This window comes from Psychrobacter sp. AOP7-A1-24 (assembly GCF_052376235.1).
Lineage (GTDB): Bacteria > Pseudomonadota > Gammaproteobacteria > Pseudomonadales > Moraxellaceae > Psychrobacter.
The window spans coordinates 1-25,128 of record NZ_JBQSVM010000016.1 but is presented as its reverse complement, the minus strand read 5'-3'; the positions used below and the strand labels follow the sequence as shown (position 1 = coordinate 25,128).

General features: G+C 42.2%; 20 protein-coding genes and 2 tRNA genes. 13 read left to right on the top strand and 9 right to left on the bottom strand.

Annotated features, from left to right (window positions below; translation table 11 throughout):
* Positions 1–86 precede the first annotated feature (86 nt).
* The 4 genes from mgtE (at position 87) to argB (ending at position 5,246) form a co-directional block, all read left to right on the top strand.
* Positions 87–1,454, top strand: coding sequence for a magnesium transporter (gene mgtE, locus ACT3QQ_RS07330; RefSeq protein WP_444527508.1), 1,368 nt, complete (start codon positions 87–89; stop codon positions 1,452–1,454).
* 404 nt (positions 1,455–1,858) lie between these two features.
* Complete coding sequence (dut, locus tag ACT3QQ_RS07325) at positions 1,859–2,323, top strand: dUTP diphosphatase (protein ID WP_444527484.1); 465 nt, start codon at positions 1,859–1,861, stop codon at positions 2,321–2,323.
* Positions 2,324–2,451: 128 nt separating this feature from the next.
* Positions 2,452–4,257, top strand: a complete 1,806-nt coding sequence (locus tag ACT3QQ_RS07320) for a phosphomannomutase (RefSeq protein ID WP_444527483.1) — start codon at positions 2,452–2,454, stop codon at positions 4,255–4,257.
* 77 nt (positions 4,258–4,334) lie between these two features.
* Entirely contained in the window at positions 4,335–5,246 is a 912-nt protein-coding gene (argB, locus tag ACT3QQ_RS07315; protein WP_444527482.1) for an acetylglutamate kinase, read from the top strand.
* A 113-nt stretch (positions 5,247–5,359) separates the two neighbouring features.
* On the opposite strand, the gene ACT3QQ_RS07310 is transcribed toward argB, so the two are convergent.
* Positions 5,360–5,731 (bottom strand): arsenate reductase, encoded by a 372-nt coding sequence (locus ACT3QQ_RS07310; protein WP_444527481.1) that lies wholly within the window; start codon positions 5,729–5,731, stop codon positions 5,360–5,362.
* Between the two features lie 226 nt (positions 5,732–5,957).
* Between ACT3QQ_RS07310 and leuS the strand changes: the two genes are divergently transcribed.
* The 7 genes from leuS (at position 5,958) to ACT3QQ_RS07275 (ending at position 14,934) form a co-directional block, all read left to right on the top strand.
* Positions 5,958–8,645, top strand: coding sequence for a leucine--tRNA ligase (gene leuS, locus ACT3QQ_RS07305; RefSeq protein WP_444527480.1), 2,688 nt, complete (start codon positions 5,958–5,960; stop codon positions 8,643–8,645).
* 50 nt (positions 8,646–8,695) lie between these two features.
* Complete coding sequence (locus tag ACT3QQ_RS07300; protein WP_444521808.1) at positions 8,696–9,409, top strand: LPS-assembly lipoprotein LptE; 714 nt, start codon at positions 8,696–8,698, stop codon at positions 9,407–9,409.
* Positions 9,410–9,571: 162 nt separating this feature from the next.
* Positions 9,572–10,672: a DNA polymerase III subunit delta gene (holA, locus tag ACT3QQ_RS07295; protein ID WP_444523363.1), complete on the top strand. Its 1,101-nt coding sequence runs from the start codon at positions 9,572–9,574 to the stop codon at positions 10,670–10,672.
* A 280-nt stretch (positions 10,673–10,952) separates the two neighbouring features.
* A complete protein-coding gene (locus tag ACT3QQ_RS07290; RefSeq protein WP_444527479.1) occupies positions 10,953–12,290 on the top strand; it encodes an efflux RND transporter periplasmic adaptor subunit in 1,338 nt (445 codons plus the stop codon).
* Between the two features lie 198 nt (positions 12,291–12,488).
* Complete coding sequence (locus ACT3QQ_RS07285) at positions 12,489–14,438, top strand: MacB family efflux pump subunit (protein WP_444527507.1); 1,950 nt, start codon at positions 12,489–12,491, stop codon at positions 14,436–14,438.
* Between the two features lie 185 nt (positions 14,439–14,623).
* A tRNA-Lys gene (locus ACT3QQ_RS07280) sits at positions 14,624–14,699 on the top strand.
* Between the two features lie 159 nt (positions 14,700–14,858).
* Positions 14,859–14,934, top strand: a tRNA-Lys gene (locus ACT3QQ_RS07275).
* A gap of 87 nt (positions 14,935–15,021) precedes the next feature.
* On the opposite strand, the gene ACT3QQ_RS07270 is transcribed toward ACT3QQ_RS07275, so the two are convergent.
* Entirely contained in the window at positions 15,022–15,831 is an 810-nt protein-coding gene (locus tag ACT3QQ_RS07270) for an MBL fold metallo-hydrolase (protein WP_444527478.1), read from the bottom strand.
* 321 nt (positions 15,832–16,152) lie between these two features.
* The gene (locus ACT3QQ_RS07265) at positions 16,153–18,240 is read right to left on the bottom strand and encodes a catalase (protein ID WP_444527477.1); all 2,088 of its coding nucleotides are present in this window, start codon (positions 18,238–18,240) and stop codon (positions 16,153–16,155) included.
* Between the two features lie 560 nt (positions 18,241–18,800).
* Here ACT3QQ_RS07265 and ACT3QQ_RS07260 point away from each other — a divergent pair.
* Complete coding sequence (locus ACT3QQ_RS07260) at positions 18,801–19,592, top strand: dienelactone hydrolase family protein (RefSeq protein WP_444527476.1); 792 nt, start codon at positions 18,801–18,803, stop codon at positions 19,590–19,592.
* A gap of 129 nt (positions 19,593–19,721) precedes the next feature.
* Here the strand turns inward: ACT3QQ_RS07260 and ACT3QQ_RS07255 are convergent, their stop codons facing one another.
* From ACT3QQ_RS07255 to ACT3QQ_RS07235, 5 genes are all read right to left on the bottom strand, one after another.
* Positions 19,722–20,372: a DUF938 domain-containing protein gene (locus ACT3QQ_RS07255; RefSeq protein WP_444527475.1), complete on the bottom strand. Its 651-nt coding sequence runs from the start codon at positions 20,370–20,372 to the stop codon at positions 19,722–19,724.
* Between the two features lie 108 nt (positions 20,373–20,480).
* Positions 20,481–20,945 (bottom strand): flavodoxin family protein, encoded by a 465-nt coding sequence (locus ACT3QQ_RS07250; RefSeq protein ID WP_444527474.1) that lies wholly within the window; start codon positions 20,943–20,945, stop codon positions 20,481–20,483.
* 1 nt (position 20,946) lies between these two features.
* On the bottom strand, positions 20,947–21,360 hold the full coding sequence (locus tag ACT3QQ_RS07245; protein WP_444527473.1) for an OsmC family protein: 414 nt from the start codon (positions 21,358–21,360) through the stop codon (positions 20,947–20,949).
* A gap of 77 nt (positions 21,361–21,437) precedes the next feature.
* A complete protein-coding gene (locus ACT3QQ_RS07240; protein ID WP_444527472.1) occupies positions 21,438–22,328 on the bottom strand; it encodes a Shedu immune nuclease family protein in 891 nt (296 codons plus the stop codon).
* 461 nt (positions 22,329–22,789) lie between these two features.
* On the bottom strand, positions 22,790–22,933 hold the full coding sequence (locus ACT3QQ_RS07235; RefSeq protein ID WP_444527471.1) for a hypothetical protein: 144 nt from the start codon (positions 22,931–22,933) through the stop codon (positions 22,790–22,792).
* Positions 22,934–23,560: 627 nt separating this feature from the next.
* On the opposite strand from ACT3QQ_RS07235, the gene ACT3QQ_RS07230 reads away from it, so the two are divergent.
* Positions 23,561–24,535 carry a purine-nucleoside phosphorylase gene (locus ACT3QQ_RS07230; RefSeq protein WP_444527470.1) on the top strand — a complete coding sequence of 325 codons (975 nt, stop codon included), beginning with the start codon at positions 23,561–23,563 and terminating at the stop codon, positions 24,533–24,535.
* 393 nt (positions 24,536–24,928) lie between these two features.
* Here the strand turns inward: ACT3QQ_RS07230 and ACT3QQ_RS07225 are convergent.
* Positions 24,929–25,128 (bottom strand): hypothetical protein (locus tag ACT3QQ_RS07225; RefSeq protein ID WP_444527469.1); only part of this gene is annotated, 200 nt, incomplete at its 5' end.

The window sequence follows — 25,128 nt, the reverse complement described above, 5'->3', positions numbered from 1 at the left end:
TTGTTATAATCGCTAGTGTTATTTATATATTGTAAAACTTTGGAAGACTTATGCCTACCACGCCGCCTAATCAGGATCGAACTGCCATGCTGTCAGGAGATTATAACTCAGCCGAATATAGTGCCGAATATAAGCTTTTGTACCTGCAGGGTCTGGTTGCTGATAAAGCATACGAGGCAATGACGGAGTTTTTGGAAAAGCAATCCGAATATGAGATTGCCAATCTACTAGAATCCTTCCCAACTCAAAACCGTCTGCTGATTTGGGCGCAGGTACCAGAGCACATCAAAGGTGAGGTGCTTGCCGAGCTAGATGTCGATACACGCCAGCCGCTGATGGAGAACATTTCTTCTCAAGAAATCTCCCTATTTACCCAAGATCTTGATGCTCAGGACATCTCTGAGATTTTGGATACCGTCACTGATAGCGTCCGTACCTCAGTCATGGCAACGCTAGACGAAGAAACTCGAGTTCAAGTCAATAAGCTCGATACCTATGCTGACTGGGAAGTTGGTAGCTATATGGATCCTGATATTATCCAGATAAGGGATGATATCTATCTTGCGGATGTGCAAGAGTGGCTACGAAAAAACGATGATCTGCTCGATGATGAGAGCCAAGAGTTGCTAGTCGTCGATCAAAGCCAGCAATTACTCGGTCTACTAAGTTTGGTAGATTTAATTAAGCATAAACAAAACACTTTGGTTTCGGAACTGATTGATACTGCCATTACGATTAATGATCGCTTAGATATTCAAGATGCCGCTGCGATTTTTCGTTCAGAAGATATTCGCTTCGCTCCCGTAATCAATAGCCATGGCGAACTGGTTGGTCAACTAAATGGTGAAGATATCATGGGCATCATCCAAGATGACGTCGATAGCACCATGAAAAACCTAGCTGGTGTTAGCCAAGATGAAGAGCTGTTTGCCCCTATCTTAACCAGCGCAAAGAGTCGTAGTGTTTGGCTAGGCATTAACTTGTGTACTGCCCTACTAGCGGCAGCAGTAATTGGACAATTTGAAGAAGTATTGGCACAAGTTGTGGCATTAGCGATACTGATGCCAGTCGTCGCCAGTATGGGCGGTATTGCGGGCTCGCAAACGCTGACAGTGGTGATACGCGGTATGGCGATGGGTCAAATCGGTGGCTCTAACCGTGTTTGGCTCTTGAATAAAGAGCTGTGGGTAGGTGCGATAAACGGTATTGTCTGGGCGGTGATTATGGCGTTTATTGCTCAGTTGTGGTTTCATGATGTTAAAATTAGTGCTGTTATTGGTTTTGCCATTGCAATCAACATGACTGCAGCTAATGTCTCAGGCATCAGTATACCGCTGATGCTAAAACGAATGAATATCGACCCTGCTTTATCTGCTTCGGTTATCCTAACGACCGTCACGGATATCGTCGGCTTTATGTCCTTTTTAGGATTGGCCAGTGTGCTGATACTATAGGGCGTGTTGAATATTCAAATGTGGTGCTGGCAGTGACTATTTTTTAGACAATATGCAGAGAAATTTTTGATGCCTAGTCATTCTAGGTTAAACAATTTCGCCATGTATTGGCAAAAAAGAGTACTGCCCTGAAAGGCTGATGCTAAAACCACCCCAAACGTCGTTACAAGCCTAGTTAAGGTCTCGACATTATCGTCGGCTTGCGCCTAGTTTGGTGCAATTTTAGCGATCAGCAGCCCTAATATTTGAATATTCAACACGCCCTAATTAAATTGCTGGACAATCAATGACCCAGTCAAAATATAGAGTTACTATTTATTATATAAAATTTTGAATAAAATCTATTTAAAACCCTAGTTTAAAATCGTAATTTAAAAACCATCAAATCGTTAAGTGAGTTCGTTATGCAAGCTGTACAAGTTAAAGTGGTAAACCCTAAAATTACTGAAGATGAAGCATTTTCTCTACCGACTCGTGCCACTGATGGCAGTGCAGGGATCGACTTACGTGCCTGCATCGATGAACCATTAACGATTAAAGCAGGTGAAACCCATTTAATCGGCACAGGTCTCGCCGTTTATATTCAAGATCCTAATTATGCAGGGATGATTCTACCGCGCTCAGGACTTGGCCATAAACATGGTATCGTCTTAGGTAACTTAGTGGGGCTAATTGATGCCGACTATCAAGGCGAGCTGATGGTTAGTATTTGGAACCGTAGTGGAGATGATTTTGTTCTCAACCCGGCTGAACGTATGGCACAGTACATCGTGGTACCCGTTGCTCGTCCTGAATTTGAAGTGGTTGCAGAATTCAGTGATGAGAGCATACGTGGTGCAGGCGGATTTGGACATTCAGGTCGTCAGTAGTCATTGTTTTGACGGTCAATCCTGCTGACCATTTTTTAGATAGTATTTAAAGTCTTTCTATCTAGAAAATCTTGCGCTATTCATTTTTATTCATTAAACATCTATCACGGTTATAAGGAGAGTAAGCAATGCCACCTTTTGCGGCGCAGCAATCCTTATTCCGTGCTTATGATATTCGTGGTGCTAACCAGTATTTCACTAACAGTTTTATACAAGCGTTAGGCGATGCTTTTGCTGCTCTCTATAATGCGCAAGACAGTCAACCGACTCAAAATATCAATACGAGCGCCTCTGTTAAGACTAAGCAGAATATCGTCGTTATTGGCTATGATATGCGCATTGGGAGTGAGGCAATTGCACGTACGCTCTCTACTGTATTAGCTCATCACGGTTTACACGTAATCCAGTTAGGTCTGGTTACCACGCCGATGATGGCTTTTTGGGCAGCGCAGTATCAAGGCCATGGCATAGTGATCACAGCGAGCCACTCTGCCAAAGACATACTAGGTATCAAATGGTTGGTGAATAACAAATCTCCTAGTAGCTCCGAGATACAGGCACTTTATCATCAGCTAACCATCAACCATGGTCAGCACGCTTACCTAGATAATCAAGCTAAAAACCCTCTCTTGTATTCAAAAAGTACTGAAAATACTGAGAATAACCACGATTCAGAACTACCAAGTGACTTGCTTGAACAACTATCTACTCATAAAGTAGCAAACGTTTATATCAATGCTATTGAGCAGGTATTTGATCAATTACTCCAGCACAATCACTCAGCAACTGAAGTCAATCAGAAATATACTCATAAGCTTGATTTAGTCATAGTCATTGACTGTATGCATGGCGCAACTGGGAGCATCGCTCAACGCTTGTTTGAGCGTTTTTGCCAACGGGTCATTTTTCTCAATGATACACCCAATGGCAACTTCCCTCTTGGTAATCCAGATCCTACCGAACCAAATCGTCTAAACGAACTGCAGCAAACCATTGTTTTTCACGCAGCAGACATAGGCTTAGCGTTTGATGGCGATGGCGATCGATTGATGGTCGTTGATAACAATGGCAAGATAGTTACGCCCGATCATTTGCTCTATTTATTGGCACGTATTGCTATTACTGAATACCCTGACTCTCTTAGCGACCCTTTATTCGTGTCTGAGGTTCTTTTCGATATTAAGTGCGCCCATCATTTGCCCAGACTATTGGCTGAACTTGGTACTACGCCTGTGATTAGTAAAACAGGTAGCAGCTTTATGCGCCAACAGGTACAGTATCCTGACAATCAAATTGTCTTTGCTGGCGAACTATCAGGACATTTTATTTTCAATGATAGTCGTTTTATCCCCTATGATGATGCGATGTATGCTGCATTACGCTTGTTGCATTGGCTTGACCAAACTCATGGCGATATTAATGATAAAAAATCACTATCAAATATTATCCAAAGATTGCCCACTATAGTCAGTACTGCTGATCATTATTTACCAATGCCGCAGACTTCTACTACCGACTGCTCACTCGTAGAACAACTGACGAGATTTTGTCATTACTTGCAGCATCTAGTGGATATGCCTATTCTTGCTAGTTCTTCTTCATCTAGTCAGGCCCTAAAAGATACTTGCCTGCCTGCCCCACCATGCAAGTCTTCGCTGTGTACTTGTGCTACTACCAAGTCGCAAACAGCATTAAAAAAAATGCACGACTTATTACCCACAGGAACTAAACTGAGCTGTATCGATGGTGTACGCTTGGATTGTGCGCATGGCTTTGGGGTAATACGTCAATCGAATACCAGTAACAGCCTGACCGCACGCTTTGCAGGTGACAGCATGGATGATCTAAAAGATATTCAGGCGACATTTGCCGCTTTATGCCGACCATTTAACGCAGCTTTGGCAGAGCAGATTCTTGCTATTCCCTCGGAGTAGCTACATAACGTACATCACTGTCTCATTAGACATGGTATAAAAACAACCAATTTAAACCCGGCCCTTAGGAGTTTGTAATGACGCTTAATTTAGATGATGCCAAAAACACCGCTGAAGTATTGACCACTGCTCTGCCCTATATTCAGCGCTTTGTTGATAAACTCATCGTCGTAAAATATGGCGGCAACGCCATGACTGACCCTGATCTTGAAAGCTCATTTGCTCGCGATATCGTTTTGCTAAAAACCGTCGGTATGCACCCCGTAGTCGTACATGGTGGTGGCCCGCAAGTTGACAACCTTCTAAAAGAGCTCGGACGTCAATCAGATCGTATCGATGGCATGCGCGTTACTGACAAAAGCACCATGGATGTCGTCGAGATGGTCTTGGGCGGTAGTGTCAACAAATCCATTGTTAGCTTGATCAATAAGCATGGTGGTCGCGCGATCGGTCTGACTGGTAAAGATGCCAACTTGATTCAGGCAAAAAAACTTATGATGGAAAAAATTGGCACAGACGGTATTGCTGTACCAGTTGACTTAGGGTTCGTCGGTGATGTGGTAAGCGTCAATAAAGACGTAATTAACATGCTGATTGCCTCTGATTTTATACCTGTCATCGCTCCACTAGGTGTAGATGCTGAAGGCAATACCTATAACATCAATGCTGACCTGGTTGCGGGTAAAGTAGCAGAGTTTTTACAAGCTGAAAAGCTGATGCTATTGACCAATATCAAAGGTGTATTGGGCCGTGACGGTGAAGTGGTCACTGGGCTCACGCCAAAGAAAGTCGATAGCTTAATCGAAGACGGTACTATCTCAGGCGGCATGATTCCCAAAATTCAATGTGCGCTTGATGCGGTACGTAGCGGCGTCAAAAGTGCGGTAATCGTTGATGGCCGTGTCCCACATGCTACCTTGCTGGAGATTTTCACCAACGAAGGGGTCGGTACACTCATTAGTCGTGAGATAGAATCCTCATTGAGCTAGAAAAATCTAGCAATATTAAATGTAGAAAAGCCCGAGTGAATATAAACGCTCGGGCTTTTTTGTGCATTTTTATACTTAAAAAATAAGACTAGCTTAATTTTTATGGATTAAACTTACGAAAAAACTTTATCAAACTCTGCTTCATCGAAGCCGCATAGTAATACTGCTTGATCTTTATCTGCCGACTGACCTTCTACGATTGGGCGTTTAATCATACTGGTATTTTCCACAAGTAAATCTATCGCGGTATCTATACTTTCATCCGCTGCTTGCTTTTGACTGTCGTCTAGCTTGCGCCATGTCGTACCACGCTTATTGAGCACTTTGTCGATACCTAGCGCAGTTACCCAGCGCTGTACTATTTCTTTATCGATACCTTGTTTTTTATAATCGTGAAAATCGTAGCTGACATTTAGTTCATCTAGCTTAGTGAACGCTTTTTTCATCGTGCTGCACGACTTAATGCCGTAGATAGTAATGGTCATGATAACTCCTCTTAAATGCTCATTAATTCGTCTATTATACCTAAGGCTGACTGGATATAGAGAATGCATCATTTTTAATCGTCAAACCTAGTAAGCAACTGCATCATATCGTCGCAATTTTCGCCAAATTACGCTATGCTATGGCATTGTCAAATTCCACCTATTTTGATCAGTATTAAACAAATCCGTATTAAATAAATCAGTATCAACCAATTTCGAGCCGACTATGAGCAACGCCGTGACAGCAGACCAAACAGAAAACAATTATTATAACCCACAAGCGATAGAAGCCGCGCAACAAACCAAATGGGCAACTGACAAGCGCTTTGAAGTAAGCAATGAGCCAAGCGACAAGCCAAGTCGTTACATGCTGTCGATGTTCCCTTACCCAAGTGGCAAGCTGCACATGGGTCACGTACGTAACTATACGATTTCTGACGTATTAAGCCGTTATTATCGTCTCAAAGGTTTTGAGGTCATGCAACCAATGGGCTGGGATGGTTTTGGCCTGCCAGCGGAAAATGCTGCCATTGCCAACCAAACGCCACCTGCTGCATGGACATTTGCCAATATTGACAGCATGCGTGCGCAGCTTAAATTGCTAGGCCTATCTATTGACTGGTCACGTGAATTTGCGACTTGTAGCCCTGAGTATTATCAGTGGGAGCAGTGGTTATTTTTGCAATTGTACAAAAAAGGCCTAGTCTACAAAAAACTGTCAACGGTCAATTGGGATCCTGTTGACAATACCGTTTTGGCGAACGAGCAAGTCATTGATGGTAAAGGCTGGCGTAGTGGTGCTGCGGTCGAAAAGCGCGACATCCCTATGTATTACTTCAACATCACCGATTATGCTGATGAGCTGTTGGATGATTTGGATCAACTAGAAGGTCACTGGCCGTCTGAAGTGCTAACCATGCAGCGCAACTGGATTGGTCGTAGTGCCGGTATGGAAGTCCACTTCCCTTATGAACTTGCTGGTGAAGAAAACACCTTAGATGTGTTCACCACTCGTCCTGATACCTTGATGGGTGTGACTTATGTTGCTGTAGCAGCAGAACATCCACTTGCACAGTATGCCTCTGAAAAAGATGAAACAATCGCTCAATTCTGCGCACTTTGCAAAAAAGGCTCAGTAGCTGAAGCTGATTTGGCCAAAGCTGAAAAAATCGGTATGGATACAGGCCTCACTGTAACGCATCCTCTGACTGGTGAAGAAGTACCTGTTTGGGTCGCCAACTATGTATTAATGAGCTACGGCTCAGGCGCAGTCATGGCGGTACCTGCCCATGATGAACGCGATTATGAATTTGCCAATAAGTACAACCTGCCGATCAAACAAGTCATCGACACCCCTAATGGCTATTTTGATGAACTAAAAGCAGAGGCAAAAGCGAACGATAGTGAAGTCAATCTTGCCTATACTGAGCGCAATACCTTGGTTAACTCCGGTGAGTTTGATGGTCTAGACTTTGAGCAAGCGTTTGATGCAATGCTAGCCAAGCTCGAGCCAAAAGAGCTGGCTAAGAAAAAGATTCAGTATCGTCTACGTGATTGGGGCGTGTCTCGCCAGCGTTATTGGGGCTGCCCTATTCCAATGATCAATTGTGAGCATTGTGGTACTGTACCTGTTGAAGAGCAAGATTTGCCAGTTGTATTGCCAACTGACGTCGTACCTGACGGTCGTGGTAATCCACTTAAAAACCTACCAGAATTTGTCAACACTACTTGTCCTAAATGTGGAAACCCTGCTGAGCGCGAGACTGATACCTTTGACACTTTTGTAGAGTCAAGTTGGTACTACGCACGTTTTGCTAGCCCAAATGACACGCAAAACATGGTCAACAAGTCTGCTGCCAATAAATGGTTGCCTGTCGATCAATACGTGGGCGGTGTCGAGCATGCGGTAATGCATCTATTGTATGCACGCTTCTTCCATAAGCTGATGCGCGACGAAAACCTAGTCACAGGCGACGAGCCATTTGCCAATCTAATGACTCAAGGTATGGTACTGGCTGGTACGTTCTACCGCGTCAATGCGGATGGCAGTACGACCTACTACTTTGCAGAAGATATCGATATTGATTTCAACGAACGCGGTCAACCAATCAAAGCTATCTTAAAATCTGACGGTCAGCCAGTAACGATTGGCAAAATCGAAAAAATGTCTAAGTCAAAAAACAATGGCGTAGATCCACAGCTAACTATTGATAAATATGGTGCTGATACGGTTCGTCTATATACGCTGTTTACCGCACCTGCGGATCAAACGCTTGAATGGTCAGACGATGCACTAAAAGGCCCTTATAACTTTGTGAAAAAAGTATGGCGTATTGCAACCGACCATATACAAGCGCTCACGGCCGCCAATATCAGTATTGATAAGCTCAACAGTGCCACCTTGAACACAGACGGGTTGAGCAAAGAAGCCAAAAACTTACGTCGTAAAACGCACGAAACGATTGCTAAGATAGATAGTGATTTGGGTGACCGTCTGGCATTAAACACGCCAGTATCAAGCCTGATGGAACTGGCTAATGAGTTGACTGGTTTTAACGCTAGTAACGAGCAAGAACTGCACGTCAAACACGAAGCATTGACCAGTCTGCTGATTATGCTATCTGTATATGCACCGCACGTTGGTGAGTACCTGCTTGAGCAGCTAGGTCTTGACACCTTAACCTTAGACTACCCAACCGTAGATGAAAGTGCACTGGTACAGGACATGATCACGATGGTGGTACAGGTCAATGGCAAAATGCGTGGTAAGATGGATGTGGCACCAAACAGCGATCCTGAGCAGCTAAAAGAACAAGCTCGCACCATGGAAAGTGTGGCAAAATTCATCACGGGCGATATTAAAAAAGAAATCGTTGTTCCTAACAAACTGGTTAATATCGTGGTTGCAGGCTAGTCGCCTAGGCTTAGTACTCTAAGCCTTCTTATCATATGAGGATAGCGTTTATGTCATACAAGCATCGAGCTGAGCAGGCGCAATCAATATCGAGCGTACACAGCCTAGCTAATAAAAAGTCCCTTGGCCAAAAGCTCGGAGCAACCTTGCTTGCCACGCTGCCAATGTTCACCGTGGTAGGTGCAGCGGCGGCTCTTAGTGGCTGCGGATTTCAGCTGCGTGGCTACGACTCAGCGATGCTGCTTGATGTCGAAAAAACAGCCGTCATTCTCGAAGACAATCGCACCTCATTCCCGCTGAAATTACCATTAACGCAGCGCCTAAAGACGTTAGGTGTCGATGTTCTTGGTAATATGAGCTTGGAGGAAGTTGCTCGTAATAACCAGCAAACAGGAGCTGAGTCTATTGCCGCTATCGATATCAGCAATGTACGTTTTAAGCGTTACGAGTTGGTTGGGGTATTAACAGAAATTCGCTTGGTACTGTCAGCAGATGTCAGCTATCAAACGCTGGAAAATGGTAAGCCTGTGACACTAAGCAACCCTATTCAGGTTGAGCGAAGTTACCAGTACAACGAAGCATCTGTCAGTACTGACGATCTACAAGGCGATCAGACTCGCGATTGGCTCTATGATACTTTAGCACGCCGTATCACTGATCAATACGTGGCTATCTCACTTCCAAAAGTCGCACCTGCTGCCAAACAATCTGTGCAAATGAATAAAGGTGTAACACCAACTGTTGTCGTTGTACCACAACCGTAATAGTCAGTCATTCTTATTATCAAACGATACCATTTCTAGAAGTATGAATAGCGAAGTCAATAAGGGCATGTACTACTTTAAGTAGACTAAACAAGCTTGACACTGTTGATCATATTTTTGGAATTGGTATTACATGCTCATCAAACGGTGTAACACCACGCTATGCAAGATACCTTCATAAAAGCCTACCCAAAACTACTACAACCTTCCGTTGCAGTAGCGGGATTGTGGCTGGCGCATGGTGATGAGCCTTTACTCAGTCAATGGTTGATAGATGCGCTGCGTCCACACTGGCGCGCACAAAATTACGCAATCAAACGTATAGAGCTAGTTTCCGTCAAAAGCTGGCAAGAAGTACTGTCCGAACTTGGCAGTCAGTCTTTATTCGATGATGCCAGTGCCTTAATCGTGACGGGCAATCATAAACCTGACAAAGCGGTTATCGCTGAGTTGGAACGTTTTGCGGTCGAGGCACAAACTGGAACACACAGTCATAGTGTGTTGTGGCTCACGCCTAAGCAAGACAAGCGCAGCCAGAGCAGCAAATGGTTCGCTCCTTTTGCGCAATATGGCAATGTCATCGATTGCAATTTATACAATGAGCAGCAGCGCCAACAGCTACTACAAATCCAAGCTCAGAAGTTTGGTTTACGACTGTCTCAAGAAGCGTGGCAGCTTCTGATGTCACACACCGAGCATCACTTGTTAAGTGCTTATCAAACCCTATGGCGACTGTCCTATTTGTTTGCACCGCAGCTAGTTGCTAATAACACTACTAGTGAAGATAGTGCTAATGACAATAGCACCGAACAATCTAATAGCTTTTCACAGCCTGCGAATAATGTGGCATTGGATATTGCAGACCTACAATCAGCGTTGGTCAGCGACGCGCAGTTTAGTGTATTCGATTTGTCTGATGCGATGCTCGCGGGCAATAGTACGCAGGTTGCCAAAATCATGTTTCAGCTAAAGTCGACCGATGAGCCCACTACTTTAGTGCTCTGGGCTATTAGCAAAGACATGCGCCAGATCATACAGCTGATGGATGGACAAGATCCTCAGGTGCTTGGTATTTGGCGTAGTAAGCAGGGGCTGTACCAACAAGCCTGCCGTCGTCAAACACAATCCCAAACTGCTGAATGGCCAGCTCTACTCTATCGCTGCGACCAAGCTATCAAAGGCCTTGTTCGCCAGCATGCATGGGAGCTTCTACTACAAGCAGCGTTGGAATTAACAGGTAAGCGTTTATTTGCGATGCGCTAAGATTGACCCATTTATTACCATCTTCTATTTTTTTCTTAGTAACAAGTTATCCATATCTTCTCTTACTGGTTTATACATTTAAATGCTATAAATCCAGATCCTACTACCCTATTTTGTTCTCCTATAATCTCCGTTTTATTGATTTTTAGTAAATATTTCTTTTCTGTACCTATCCCCATTCCCAGCTGCCTTAACCTTTCGTAAACTAATTTACGTTCCTTTTTATAGGTGAAGTCTCTACTATATCTATACTTGATTTAATTGTAATTGGATTGTTGTCATGCGCAAAATAAGCAAAAAGTCTGCTATCAAATGGGGTGTCATCACCTTAATCATCGTAGCATTAGGGGCTTTGGCCTATACTTTCTTAAAACCAGAAGAAGAAAAACCCAGTTATTTAACCGCCACGGTTGAGGTTGGTGATATCGAAAACAATGTCATGGCATCAGGTAAAGTTAAAGCACTTAATACCGTTGATGTCGGTGCGCAGGTCTCTGGTGAGGTCACAAACCTCTATGTAGAAGTGGGTGACGAGGTTCAAAAAGGCGACCTTATTGCACAGATTGATCAGGTCACACAAAATAATAACTTAAGCAACCAACAAGCTAGCCTGCAACAAAGTGAAGCCGCGTTACAAAGTGCACAAGCAGAATCGTTGAGCAAACAAGCCAGTCTAAAAAGTGCCTATGCCGATCTTGCCAGCCGTCAGTCTGAGCTCAAGCAAGCACAGTCTGATTTTGCCCGCTTGCAAGGCTTAGTCGATATCGATGCAATCTCTCAGCAAGAATATGATACCCAAGCGACTAGCGTCGAGACGGCACAAGCTGCCGTTGAAAATGCACGTGCGGCTATTGACACTGCTAAGGCAGCCATTGCTACTACAAACGCTAGTATCAATAGTCAGCAAGCCGCTCTAAGCATCGCACAGACTAATGTCAGTACCGCACAAGAAGATCTTAGTTACACCACGATTCGTGCACCCATTTCTGGTACGGTTGTTTCTATTACAACTGAGCAAGGTACTACTGTAAACGCCAGTCAAACTGCGCCAACATTGGTCACGCTCGCTGACTTATCTACGGTTCGTATCAACGCACAAATCTCCGAAGCTGATGTTATCAATGTCAATGCTGGTATGCCCGCCTACTTTAATATCATCGGTAACCCGGACCAACAGTATGATGCGACATTGACAGCTATTGAACCGGCACCCGAGGAAATTAGCGAGACCAGCTCAACCGATTCTGCGATCTACTATGTTGGCTACGTTGAAGTAGCTAACCCTGAGCGATTATTTCGTATTGATATGACCGCCCAGATTTATATTATCATCGATCAAGCCAAAGACGCGTTGCTTGTGCCATCAGCAGCCATACAAGAAAGACCCGCAAAAAATACAAGTGAAGGACAAGCCAAAACCAATAATATTGTACGCGTACTAAATGATGACGGCACAGTAGAACCTCGTACAGTAGAAGTAGGCATTGATAACCGAGTAAATGCGCAAATTTTAAGCGGATTGGAAGAAGGTGAGCAAGTCATTATTGGTGAAGGTAGTGCCAATGCTTCAGAGAACCGTGGTGGTGGTGCTCGTATACCTGGTACTCCAAGGATGTAATTAATTCTTTGACTATGTTAACGATGGAGGGGCTGAAAAACCTTGGCCCTTTCATCACGACACTCACTATCTTTGATTAAAGACATTGCTATGACTATATCTCAATCTACTAAACAGCCGACTGACAGCACTAGCGCTTCGATAGAAACCAGCTCACCGAATAATATCAGTACTGCAGCTACCGCTGACAGGCCCATTATGGAGCTGTCGGGTATTATTCGAGAGTTTGCTGCAGGCGAGCAAACCATTCGTGTATTGCACGAGGTTAATTTAACGATTAATCAAGGTGAAATGGTCGCGATTATCGGGCAATCTGGCTCTGGTAAGTCTACGCTAATGAATATCTTGGGTTGCTTAGATCAGGCGACAGCAGGTGACTATAAGATTTATGGCCAATCAGCAAACAAACTAGAGGCAGATGATCTGGCTGAGTTACGCCGAGAGCATTTTGGCTTTATCTTTCAGCGCTACCACCTGCTTGGTGACATTAGCGCTAAAGATAATGTTGCCGTCCCTGCCGTATATGCTGGTATGAACACTGAGGCACGAATCAATCGCGCAGAAAAGCTCTTGACCGATCTAGGTCTTGGTGAAAAGGTGAATAATCGCCCTAGCCAGCTCTCAGGCGGCCAACAGCAGCGTGTTTCTGTTGCTCGCGCCCTAATGAATGGTGGCGATGTCATCTTAGCGGATGAACCAACAGGTGCCCTAGATAGTAAATCTGGCGAAGACGTGATGGCCATCTTACATGATCTAAATGCTCAAGGTCATACCATCATCATGGTTACCCATGATCCCAAGCTTGCTGCTCAGGCCGAGCGCGTGATTGAACTAAAAGATGGCTACGTTATAGCAGATTATAAAACGGAGCACTACAAACCAACTGAAAAACAGTCAGAACCTATTCTTAGTCAACACCGAAAAAGTGCGTTTGCTAGCTTTATCGATCGCTTTTTTGAAGCATTAAAGATGTCATTACTTGCCATGCGGGCACACAAAATGCGCACCTTGCTGACTATGTTAGGCATTATCATCGGTATCGCTGCGGTTGTGTCTATCGTTGGTCTTGGTCAAGGCTCTCAGCAGCAAATTCTCGCAAATATTAGCTCGCTAGGAACCAATACTATAACAGTGAATGACGGCTACCCTAGAGGCGACCCGCGACGTAAATATAACGACGACAACCTCACACCAGAAGATGCAGAAGCGGTCAGCAGTCAACCGTATGTTATCAATGTGAGCCCTCAAGTCAATACCAGCACTAGTGTACGCTATGGCAGCGTTCAGGAAGACTCTACCGTCAATGGTGTTGGTGAGTATTACCTAGAGGTCACTGGTGAGACGCTGGCATCAGGTCAAGGTTTCGATTCGCAAAGTATCGACCTTCGTAGTCAAGATATTATTATCGATGACAATGCTAAGAGTGCTTTTTTTGCAGATATAGATAACCCTATCGGCGAAGTCCTACTCATCGGTAGTGTGCCTGGACGAGTGGTTGGCGTCCTTGAGGCAAGCGACAGTGGCTTTGGACCAAGTGTATCTACACCTATCATATATATGCCTTATACCACTGTGATGTCACGTGTAACTGGTAGTGCAAATATTGATAGTTTTATAGCATTGCTAGATGATAGTGTCTCATCTAGTGTAGCTGAGTCAGCTATTTCTGACATAATAGAAGGTCGCCATGGTAAAGATGATTTTGATATTATTAACTCAGATTCTATTCGTCAGACCATCGAAGCAACGACAGGTACTATGACACTGCTCATCTCATCGGTTGCTGTTATCTCATTAATCGTTGGTGGTATTGGTGTGATGAATATCATGCTAGTATCGGTTACAGAACGCACTAATGAAATTGGTGTACGTATGGCTGTTGGGGCTCGTCAAAACGATATCATGCAGCAGTTTTTGATAGAAGCCGTACTCGTCTGTATTTTGGGCGGCTTATTAGGTATTGGAGTAGCGTTTGCTATCGGTGAAATTATTAATAACTTTGCTGGTGATAGCTTTAAAGTGATTTACTCATCAACCTCTATCATTGCTGCTTTTATATGCTCAACACTTATTGGTGTCGTATTTGGCTTCTTACCAGCCCGCAATGCAGCCAAGCTAGATCCTGTTGATGCTTTATCTAGAGACTAGTACGTGATTGCTTAGATACGAACTTGGATTATTCAGAGCCTAAAATAGGCTCTAATAGTAAAATTCTGAAAAAATATGACTTTTTTCCTAAGATTTTTACTTTTTTTATAATCTAGGGTTGTATTTCTCATAATAGTATATATAATGTGCTCTCACGTTTAGGGATACAAACACTTTAAACGCTAGGGCTGTTAGCTCAGTTGGTAGAGCAGTTGACTTTTAATCAATTGGTCCCGCGTTCGAGTCGCGGACAGCCCACCATATTTAGTTTAATTTTTATTAATCGTTCTGCTCTATCCGGCAGTAGACTAATAAAGATAAGTTTAAAGGACATCGTTAAGATGTTTAGTTTTAGAAAGTTCTTTAGTTAGAATTTTCTCTTGTAGAGTTAAAAAGCATTGCTTTTTCATATACTCTTCAGGGCTGTTAGCTCAGTTGGTAGAGCAGTTGACTTTTAATCAATTGGTCCCGCGTTCGAGTCGCGGACAGCCCACCATATTTAGAAAGCCCAGTTACTATTTTAGTAGCTGGGCTTTTTTTCGTCTGAACTTTTTAAGTTTTATTTCTTAGCTGTTATATACCTCTATTTATTACGCCTACGTTTAAACAGTCGAAAGTTATCTTTTTTGCGCCATAGTAATTTATGCTTGATAGTGTCTTTGATAGTGCGTGGATGTTTGGGTGCCTGCGTAATCAAGGTATCAAACGTGACTTGATCTATCGCCAACTCACGACCATGCGCCATCATGACTACAGAAGGTTTTAATGCTTTGATTTTTTGAAGCGATTGAATATAAACCTTAGGGTCATAAACAGGAAAAGGCGCCACAAACTTATGACGCAACTTGATTATTAGATCAGCAGTATATACTTCACGACTCGGCAGATGAAACAAAGACAAATCACGGTCTGTATGACCTGATGTCTCTAATGCTTGCCACTCGTCAAAATATGGTACAAGTTCGCCATCGGTGATAGTAATATCTGGTTTTAGAGTTGCCGAGTAATATAAGTTTTTGAATGCGCGTCCTTGACGTCTGGCCACATAATAGGCCAGATTGATATCTACGAAGTGCATCACTCGCCCGCCAATACCGCTATACCACTGCTTTTTTTTATCCGCTGAGACAATCAGACAGCCAGTCTTTTGTCGGAATTTATGCGCACCGCCCGCATGATCAGGATGCATATGTGTGACCATCACTACTTTTAAGTCAGTGATCGGTCGTTTTAGTGTCGTCTTAATATAGTTGAGTACCATCGGCACATCAGCGCGACAGCAACCATCTAACAGCATTATTTTATCTGGATATACTGCCAAATACGTGCTCTGTATATACCCTTCTAAACGTACAATTTTACATAAGCTCATTTGCGATCCCTGATTTTTCATTTATCGCTTCCTGCGATATTTTATTCTGAGACTTTTATTTATCCTTTTCTTTTATAGCTAGTATAACGCCCATCATAGTAAAAAAAATCGTTTTGAGTGAACGCTTGTGACTATATATGGAGGTAAAGTAGTATATAAAGACAATGTGAATAGTCACTATTGTTAAACCATGACTAATAACTACATATATAATTTCACTCATGATAGTTATTCCCTTACTAGTCAAAAGCAAAAACCCAGCACTTAGGCTGGGTTTAGGTAAACACTTAGTATGTTAGATAATTGGTATTTTAGAAAACTCTTAAATTACCTACTTATCAACTATGCAAGGTCACGAACCTTTGGTTCACGCTCCCATAGACGAGACTTAGCATTATTAATAAAGGCATCTAGCTCGGCCAATGGCGTCACAAATTCATCTTTTTCAACTGGGAGTTTACTTAAAATAAATTCATCAGTCGCACCGCAATATGCAATGGCTTTACAATGGTTAAAGGCATCATTAAACCAATCTAACGCAGAGCTGTCCATAGCTAGCTTTTTGGCTTGGTCAGGCATGATAATACTAACAACGGCATCAAACATTACTGACGGACCACCAGCGAGGCGCTCATCAGCTTGTATGCGTGTGTCATCATCCAACACGACTTCTTTGTTGGGCGCTACAATCTTGACGCTAGCACCTTGCGCTTTTGCCGCATCTTCGAACTTTTTAACTTCACTGCTATTAGAACCTTCTGCGACTAATATACCGATCATACGACCTTTTAGGCTATCAGGTGTTAGACCAATGGTTTGTATGGCTTTAGAGGTTCCCAAATCTTGGACAGGTGCAGCCGCATCTGCTGGCTCTGGTAGCTCCATACCAAGCGCGTGTGCTACACGATTGGCCAAGTCTTCATCGATATGGATCAGATGACCAAGCATACGCGTACGTACATGGGCTGTATCTACTTTACCTAGCTCAAACGCATAGGCCGTTGCGATATGTGCTTGCTCAGTTGCTGTCTGACTACGATAGAACATACGTGGCTGGCTATAATGATCTGCAAAGCTCTCATCACGTACGCGACCTTTTACACCATCATCTAGCTGTTCATGAAACGACTCAAAACCACGTTTAGCGCTTTCACGAGGACGAGTTGGATCTAGGCTTTGTGGCTCATACAATGTGCGCGTCTTCGGCACTTGCATTTGCATATGACCGTCTTGTTGATTGTTAGCGAACGGACATTTCGGCGCATTGATAGGAATCTGAGCAAAGTTAGGCGACCCTAAACGTGATAGCTGCGTGTCTAGATAACTGAATAGACGACCTTGTAATAATGGGTCATTACTAAAATCAACACCAGGTGGCAGGTGCGATGGACAGAATGCTACCTGCTCAGTCTCTGCAAAGAAGTTATCTGGATAACGATTCAGTACCATCTTGCCCACGACTTTTACTGGCACCAATTCTTCTGGAATTAGTTTGGTCGCATCGAGGTGGTCAAACGGGAATTCGTTGGCTTCTTCTTCGGTGAATAACTGTACGCCAAATTCCCACTCAGGATAGTCACCATTGTTGATTGATTCAAACAAGTCGCGACGATGATAATCAGGGTCAGCGCCTGAAATTTTCACTGCCTCATCCCATGTAGTTGACTGTACGCCTAGCACTGGTTTCCAATGGAAACGTACAAAGGTGCTCTTACCTTCTTTATTGATTAAGCGATAGCTATGAATACCAAAACCTTCCATCATACGTAGGCTACGCGGTAGACCGCGATCACTCATCAACCAAATTAAGTTGTGCATGGTTTCAGGGCTTAGTGATACAAAATCCCAAAATGTATCATGAGCAGAGGCTGCTTGCGGGAAACCACGATCTGGTTCTGGTTTTACCGCATGGATCAAATCTGGAAACTTCATCGCATCTTGGATAAAAAAGATTGGCATGTTGTTACCAACGATGTCCCAGTTACCTTCTTCTGTGTACATTTTCACCGCAAAACCGCGCACATCACGTGGTGTATCTTTTGAGCCTTTGTTGCCGGCTACTGTTGAAAAGCGCGTAAACAATGGTGTTTGCTTACCTGTTTCGGTCAACACTTTGGCAGTCGTATATTCTTCTAGTGACTCTGTCAGCTCAAAATAACCGTGTGCGGCACTGCCACGAGCATGGACGATACGCTCGGGGATACGCTCATGGTCAAAATGATTGATTTTTTCACGTAATACAAAATCTTCTAATAGCGTAGGCCCACGTGAACCTGCTTTTAGAGAGTTTTGATTATCGGCGATAGCCACACCTTGCTGCGTGGTCAATACTTTGGTGTCGTCGCCTGCGCGTTGATGCGTTTCGCCGCCATTGCCACGTTCAGTATTCATATTTTTGGCGGGGTCAGTATGATCGATATTATTATTCATAAAAAGTCCTAGCTAATAGATTAAGAGTGCTCTTTTAAATTACTAAAAAAGTGCCGACACAGGTTCGATATCCTTTGAAATAATGGTGACTTCATTTGTCATTTATTTTTCTGTGTTTTCAGCATTGCCTAACATTAAATTGATACCGCACTAAAATTCGTAAAGGAATAATAGGCTTAGGACTTATACTACCCAAATAATAAGTCAAATATAGTTGCGTATATGGTGAACCTTGTTGATGTTTGGTTAAGGTATATAGACGTTACGAATCAGCCACTTTAGACAGCCTTAAAGGAGCATGTACGTTAACAATAGAACCTTGTAATGTAGTTCTTCTTTAAGGTATGCTTTTTACGAAGTACTAGAGACAATTGATAAATAAATTGGCATGGTTTTAGCCTTATATTTATCTTTTTTATATCGTTGATTCCAAATACTTTCGACACAACAACGCCAAGCGCAAGTTATACATTAGTATGGTCAGCGAGGATGACGATGTAGCGGATTTATGTAGATTTTACGATACGACTATTTTTTATATAACTATAAGGCTACCTACCATGTTACCAACTCTAAACTCCCAAACTAAGAAACCTTATCATTCGTTGCTAGTAGGCGCGTCAATGGGTCTAATGGCACTAACGTTCAGTCAAACAGCTGCCGCAATCACAACCAAAAACGTTACCTATACAGTCGATGATGAAGCCTACGAAGGCTATTATGCTAAAGCGGATGAGCCTAATGCACCTTTTATCTTATTGATTCATGATTGGGATGGTCTAACTGACTATGAGCGCAAACGTGCTGATATGTTAGCGAACGAAGGTTACAACGTATTAGCAGCGGATATGTTTGGACAAAGCATACGTCCTACTTCTATCGAAGAGAACAAACGCCTAACTGGAGAGTTATATGATGACCGTAATAAAATGCGTCGCATATTGGCAGGAGCACTGACAGCAGGACAGCTACAAGGTAATGACGTGCGTAAAGGCACGACTATGGGCTATTGTTTCGGTGGTACGGTCGCGTTAGAGCTAGCACGCTCAGGCTTTGAGCAAAAAGCCTTTGTACCCTTCCACGGTGCGTTCGACATTCCAACTGGTCAAAGCTATGATAAGACGACTGGGGAGATCCTAGTATTTCACGGGTCAGCTGATGAATCTGTCTCTTTAGAGAGCTTTGCGACTTTAGGTAAGACGTTAGAAGCAGCCAGCGTACCGCATGAGATGGTCACTTATAGCGGCGCACCGCACGCCTTTAGTGTCTTTGGTAGTGACCGATATGATGAACGTGCCGACAAGCGCTCTTGGAAACGTTACTTGGATTTCTTAGAAGAAGAATATAAATAATCTGACAGCATGGAAATAAGAAAACCCAAACAACCCAAATAAATTAAAAAAACTAAGTAAAAAGCCACTTCAATCGATCATCGTCTGATCTGACTTGAAGTGGCTTTTGTATTGTAAGCGCTTGAAGTTTTATATTTTTTGAAAGACTAATAATTGATTATTAGCAGGCATTGTATATGTTTTGCTGAGTTGAAGATGATGCTCGCTTGCCAAACTGACAACATCTTCTTTAGCACGAATACCGCTATCAGGATTGCCTGCTCTGAGCATCGCATCAAATCTCTGATTGCCCGCACTGGTATAGGCACCATGCTCGTTAAATGGGCCATATACGATCAGCTTTCCACCGATAGGGAGCGCATCACCAGCCAATGCAAATAATCGTCTCACCAACCCCCAACTAATGATATGCAGCGTATTGGCCGTAAACACTGCATCATAGGATAAGTCTGACTGGCTGTTGCTATTAATAGGTATCGCATCCGTACTCAAATCAAACGCCAAAGGAGCATATAGATTAGGTGCAGGATAAGCCTGATGCCAAGCCATTATATGACGATGATTACTAATGACATCGCTCGTTTGCCATTTTAGATGTGATAAATGAGGCGCAAAATGAACACTATATTGACCAGTACCTGACCCAATCTCTAACACATGATTAGAGCTGTGCAGCTCAATTTTTAGCACTTCTAAAATAGGCTGTTTATTATTCTCACACGCTTGGGAGCATGGCAGTGCAGAAACATCTACTTTATTATTCAAATCACCATTGTGCATTACGGCTCTCTCCAAACTGTCTATGGTGCTTTTGGTAGTGGTAATAGTTGTAGCAGTTGCACTATCTCCACAAGCATTGCCAAACGACCCACTGTAAGTAAATACCTGCTAGTAAATACCTGCCTCAACCCCAGCTGCCAAGGTCATTGCTAGTGCTTCTACTTGCTCAAAAAAACTATCTTGCCACTCGCCTTGTAAGATCAAAGTATCTTGAATTTGATTCCAACGTAAGCCTGTGATTATCGTATCCATCGCGCGTTTGGTACCTGTACCATCATGCCCTGCCCGTATATATACCGCAAATGGCATGCCCTGCTTCTCTTCTAACACAGGATAGTAGCAACGATCAAAAAAGTCCTTGGTCAGCCCTGCCATATACGATAGATTTTCGGTTGTACCTAGCAGTAACGCATCAGCAGCCAAGACATCTTCAGGCTGCGTGTCCTGCGGCGATTTCAAGATGACGTTGATATCTATATCAGGATGATTGGCACCGTCATAAGCCGCCTGCGCCAATTTCTGAGTATTGGGCGATGGCGCATGAGCCACGATGAGTAAGATCTTAGTAGACATATTAGGCTTCTATGCCATTGTTAAATACTAGATTTTGCGTAATAGCAGGATCCAAGCTATTGCCTACTGGGCACGTTAATGCGGTTTTATAAAATCGCTTTAAAGTACTTTCACCCAATACCTTTGAGAAATTGACTATAACGTGTATTTCACTCACACGTCTGGGTTTGGTAGCCATGACTTTGGTAACTTCTGCGGTCGTACCTGAGATATCGATACCCATCGCTTCGGCTTTGATACCAATAATCGTTAAAATACAACTGCCCAAACTGGTCGCTAGCAAATCAGTCGGAGAAAACGCTTCGCCCTTGCCATGATTGTCCGTGGGCGCATCGGTGATGATTTGATTGTTCGACTGTAAGTGAATAGCGGTGGTGCGTAAACTGCCTTGATAGGTTACTTTTGAGGTTGTCATGGGGTTCCCTTTGATAGTTATTGTAGCAATAAATTAATACGAAAAAAATTCACTTACATCAGAATTAAAAAAATAGGTTATTCGCTTGCAACACCCTGCTGATTTTGATTATGAAGCACAATGAATCTAGCACGTTCATATAACTCATCAAAAGTAATTATTTCTGGGCTTGATATGTTTTTTCTAAAAAGCTCGAATGATCTAAGCTTATCTTTATTTATTCCATTCTCAGTCAAGAACTCTCCCATATTTCCAATCACGAGATAAGCTTTCGGCTGATAATTATATATATTGTCACCTTTTGGATTACCTAACTTATCGTTTAGACTAATCTTATTAGTAAGACTATCGACAGCAGAAGCTACCGTTCCTTGTACTTGAGCGATTGCACCAGCCAACTCTTTTGAAGGTGCCCAACAGCCAGTTCTATATGGCTTAGAGTCAAGCAGTTGAGTTGTATGCGTTTTTATCTCTACAAAACAAAGGTTTGATATAATACCTTTGGTCTTCATAAGAGCATCAACACGCTTACCATAACTATTTACGTTGTGACCTTGCACTACCTGTTCTAGTTTTTTGTCGTCTAGTCCTTCTATGAAAATATAGCCAAGGCCATAACCGAATATCCAAGGATTTTTCTCGAAGTAATACTGCCAAAGTCCTTCATTAGTTGTTTTTTTTCTGTCTTTAATTTCTTCAAACCATTTCGAGTCATTTAATAATTTTTCATACCACTCAAGTTGCTTCTTTCGAAATCCTACTGAAATAATATCTTCTTTTGTGACTTCCGAACGAAGTACCTCAGTAAGCAATTCATGATTCTCTTGAATTATCTTCTTAGCTTGACTATCTGATAATATAATTTTTTTCAACTCTTCATCTTTGATGTTCATTGGTGATGAGCGTTCTAAATTAACTGATTGTATATTATGTATAAACTCAAGGAGCTTGCCAATTTCTTCATTCACAAATGAAAAGCTTAGACTATGCGGATTATCCGTTCCAACAGTATACTTCTGTATATTTAGTACAAAAACATCTCTTGAATCTTCAATAAACTTCGCTGTTATATACGACTTTGCATTCTCTTTGTGGCGTAGTACGACTTCATCTTTAACCTTAACGAAAGTGTAAGCATCTGGCGATTCAATTAATTTTGAAGCAATGCGTACTTTTTTAGTAGAATCTTGAAAGGCATCTAGTTTTGGGCTTATATATGTTTTCCAGCTTGAGGGTTTTTATAGTCATCCATTTCGAGTCCATTATAAATCTTTTTTAATATTTAAAACTAATATAACAAGAAAACCTATCTAGTACACTCTACAAAAATCTAAAACATACGCTGTTTTTATATACTTCTGTTGTTCTTCCAGTTTACTTTCTATAAGGTTATACGCTTGATCATTATTATGGGGAGCAATGTTTGCCTCTAGCTTAAACGATTCTCCACCCATCTCTCTAAAAACCATTGGATAAGCTCATCAATCGCGATACCCCATGGGTCAAAACCTTCATCCTCATTGATATATTTTTCTTCAAGCTCATAAGGGTAGACATACTCTATCTCTAACAATTCTAGCTCAACAGGCGACGGATATTGAGCTTAATCATTGACATAAACAAAGTGCTCAGAATTATTTGAATCCATCGGCAAATATTTCAAACTCTAGACTGACCACTTCTTTTGGATAGTTATATTCGATTAACGCTTTCAAAACTGGTTTATACTCGTAGTTAGTCTATGTAGATGTTTTTGAACTTTCTTTGAAAACTCTTGATCGATGTTCATTTTGTTTTCTTTTTATAGTATTACCTCAATTAGACTGAATCATGGGCTGCAACGTGTGATACATATTGTCATATCTTTTCAACTCATGAAACTTTAAATAAAACTATACCTGAGATGCTTTATCGAAAAATATAACTGCACGGCATAAATAGTTAAATAAAATTAGTAAAAAAGGGAAACTCTGTTTTAACCAAAACCTTTTAACCTACCCTCTACACTGGCCGAACACTCCAGCCTATCTACAGATTATGCTATTCTATGTTGGATATATAAGCATTTATTTAGTTTTAGCAATTTTTTTAGTTACTGCTAAAACTAAATTATAAATCCAGACTTAAATACTTTGAATAGGCGTTCCATATGTTTATAAGAAAACATTTTTTTCATTTATCTATTTTGACCATGATATTTATGTTTTGCAGTAGTGCACAAGCTGAAACTCATCAAGATAAAATCCAAGTAAAGGTATTTATCGCAGCGATGTTTGAAATTGGTGAAACTAGTGGAGATAAAGCAGGCGAATTTCAGCATTGGTATAATCAATATTTTACAGATAGTAAGCCTATAAAAGTAGAAGGTGCCCATAGCCCAGTTTATTGTAACTCAGAAGGTGTTTGTGGTTCGGTATTAGGCATGGGTAAAGTAGGGTCTTCAGCATCCATGCAAGCAATCACACTTTCTCCCAAATTTGACTTTAGCAAAAGCTACTTCGTTCTAAGCGGTGTCGCAGGAACACCACCGAGTAAAGGCACGATAGGTGATGTAAGCTGGGCATCTTGGCTCGTAGATTACGACTTAGGTCACCGTTGGAAAGCGGAAGAAGGTGAAAAAGGTGCACCTACGTTTACACCTCGCAAAGGCTATGAAGATATTCGCCGCTATCAACTTAACTCTGAACTGCTAAAATGGAATCTACATCTAAGCCAGTCAGTTGCTTTAAAAGATTCAAAAGAAGCTAGCGCCTATCGAATGAAATATCCTGATGCAGCAGCACGACGGAGCCCAGCTATAACCGTAGGCACTCATATGACAGGAGATACCTTTTTTCATGGACCAGGATTGTCAAAACAAGCTCAATATATAGCTGAACTATATAATGCAGATGATTACATTATCACTGAAATGGAAGCCGCTGCAATAGCACAAGTACTTAACAGAACGGTAGGTATTGAACGCATAATGAGCTTACGTGGTGCGGTGAATTTTGACCAAGGTAATCCAAATGAGACTACGCTTCAACATTTAGATCCAGCTCCAGGAGAAACCGCTGGTGGCTTTGCAGAAACAGTAGAAAATATAGTACTAGTGGGATCAAAAACTGTCGATCATATCGTTGATAACTGGGATGTCTGGGAAAAAGGTGTGCCAAATTTCAAAGGAGAATAAAGAACTCCAAGATAAATTTTAAGTAGTAAAACAGACCGTTAATAGTTAGTAATAGGTCAGTAGTTTCTAGAGTGAGTTTATGCTCATTCTGGGAACTGCTAACGCCTATAGTTCTACTACCAATATAGCTCTTCCATTACAGCTTCATTAGAAAATAATTAAGCCATCGAACCGCCTACGCTCGTTGGGTAGCCCACGACTGAACAAGCCATCAGGTTGAGCGTTGATATAGAGATCTATTCAATAAAAATATTTTTTCTTATTCTATAAGCTAATGCTTATACAAGACAGATTAATTAGACTTATATACAAAACACTTGGATGTTGTATGGTCAAGCCAAACGAGCAATTAGTACAGGTTAGCTAAACACACCGCTGGTCTTGAACGACTATTTAGCTGAATCTCGCCGAAATAGATGTCCAATAACCTAACAGCAGTATGAGCAAGCCCCACGACAACGAAAAGCATAGATAATATGACTCGCTATCAAGTGCCACATAAAAATAAATAGCCAGTCCAGTACTTACTAACAGAGAGACTGAATATGCGATGAGTAAAGTAAACAGAGCAGTATTTTCAAATTCGGATAAAT